Origin of the sequence: Acidovorax sp. HMWF018 (assembly GCF_003061035.1) — a bacterium.
GTDB classification, from domain to species: Bacteria; Pseudomonadota; Gammaproteobacteria; order Burkholderiales; family Burkholderiaceae_C; genus Acidovorax; species Acidovorax delafieldii.
Window position 1 is genome coordinate 3,258 of record NZ_QAIM01000176.1, and the last position, 2,323, is coordinate 5,580.

The 2,323-nt window shown below is 66.7% G+C and carries 1 protein-coding gene; it reads left to right on the forward strand.

From position 1 onward, the window contains the following. Positions 1-2,323 (forward strand): hypothetical protein (locus DBR23_RS29885; RefSeq protein ID WP_199227651.1); only part of this gene is annotated, 2,323 nt, incomplete at both ends.

Here is a 2,323-nt window from a genome sequence, read left to right on the forward strand (position 1 = left end):
CGCAAGGTCATGATCGAGAAGTTCGGCCAAGAGGCTCTGGACCAGATGCTGAGCGTTGTGCGCGACGCTGTACCGGCTCCGGCCAAACTCATGAAGGGCACGGTCAATGACGGCGGCGTCCAGGGTGAGGCCGGTGTCAACGACGATGGCGAGTATGAGGCCGAGCAAGCCACGGACTTCGACAAGCGCCAGAGCGAGAAGAAAGCCGAGAAGGGTTCGGGCCCCAAGGTGTACGGTTTCGCCCGCACCGGCGGCCAGTCCCTGCGCGGCAGCACCGACCGCCGTGATCCGTTCGCTCCCATCAGCAAGATGTCCAAGTCGGAAGAGCTGGCCTTCCGCGACGAAAACGTGCAGCGTGAGGCCGAGGGGCTGGAACCACTGGCCGGCGCCCCGGTGAAACGTCCCGGCCTGTTCAAGCTCACCGACACCGTGTCGGAAGAGCTGGGCGGTGGCAGCGCGCTGGAGCGCAAACTCGCCGACCTTGGGAAAGCCACCGAGAAGACTGGCCACAGCGTTGGCGCCCGGTCCGCGCTCGAGGTCATGAAAGACCTGAACTTCCAGCCCGCCAAAATCCTGTCGGTGTACCGCGACTATCTGCGCCAGGACGCTGGCAGCATGAAGCTGTCGGTGGGTGAGCGTGCCGCCGCCCGTGCCATGGCCGACAAGGTCAACCGCGCGGTGCTGGACACCATGGAGCAGAAGGGCGAAGGCAAGCGCGTGATGCGCCTGTCCGCCGGTGAGCGCAAAGAGATCAAGGAAGCCGCCGAGGCCTACTTCAAGGAGCGCTACGTCGCTGTGGCTGAGAAGCTGAGCGACACCGTACCCGACCGCGTCGAGCTGACCGAGCTGCTGAGCATGGGCCGCGCTGGTGCTCAGGCATTGGAGGCCTCGCGCAAGCCTGGCGTCGACACGAACGCGTTCCTGGACGAGGCCAACCTCATCACGTTCCAGTCGGACCTCCTGCGCACCAAGGACCGTGGGCTGCACATTCGCGCCGACACCCTGGTGAACTGGGTGCGCGCCCAGCGCAGCCGCAACGAAACCAAGGCCGATGTGAAGGAGGACAACTCCAACCGCGCCAAGAACGAGGCCTACCTGGCGGACCTGCTGGAAGGCATCACCGCCGTGGTGGACAGCGGCCTGGTCGACGAGAAGCTGCCCACTCGCATCAACGCTCAGGGCGAGTACGAGTCATTCGCCAAGGGCGTACCCAAGAGCCTGCGCCTGGTCACATCGACCTACGGCGCCATGCAGGCTGGCAAGAAGAAGCGCGCCGAAGCCCGCGGCAAGATCGCTGACCCCGCCGGGCCCGACCAGGAAGCCGTGGCCAAGGAACAGGCCCGTGACGTGTACACCGCTGACCCGCTCGAAGGCACCGCACCTGAGCCTTCGATCAGCCGCGGCCAGGGCCAGACGATGACCGCCGAGGAAGAGGCGCAGTTCGCAGCCCTGAACACTGCCAAGGAGCGCCGGGAGTTCCTCAAGAACCTGGGCCTGAAACAAAGTGGCGAGCAGTTCAGCGACGCCCGCGCGGCCGACGCCAAGACTTCCGGCGACAACGCCACGCCCCTGGACTTCTTCCCCAAGCAGAAGCCCGGGGCCGTGCCTGACGAGTTCGCCGACCAGCAGTTCCGCACCACGGCCAAGGCCGCCGATGTGTCTGTCGGCCCAGAGAACAAGATGTCGGCCATGCGCCAGGCCCCTGCGCGCGGCGAGGCCATCGTGTCCGCTCTGCGCAAAGACTTCGCCTCGGGCGTAGCGATGATCGAGTCGCGCCTGCGCAGCGCCCAGCGCCCTGAGTTCATCGCTGACGCCAAGGCCCGCGAGACCTCTGCGGTGGGTGGGCAGCACTACGTGATGCCGCTGGCCCACGCGCTGAACGCCGACACCATCGCCAGCCTGGACCTGGGCCCCGCCGAAGCCAAGCAGCTGATGTCCCTGCGCGGTGAAGCCGCCAAGGCCATCCTGCTGGCCGACAAGCTGAGCGACGCGCAGAAGGTGGCTCTCACGAAAGCCATGGCGCCCACCGCCAGCGCCGACAAGGTGAACCTGGCCAACTACGCCAAGCTGCTGCAGAAGGCCTCTCAGGCTGCCCCGGAGGTGGCGGCCAAGGAAGCCCCAAAATCCAGCGCGCAGCCCGGTGGGGCTGACTGGTCCGACACTGGCGCGCGCAGGCTGAGCGCCATGTCGACCGAGATCCACAACGACCTGCAGCGCGGTGGGTTCGCCGCCACGCACGATTCGCCCATCCGCCACGAGGGCAAGTTCGACTGGCGTAAACACGCTGGCTCCGGCAAGGGTGACGAGTCGTTCGGGGCGGGCA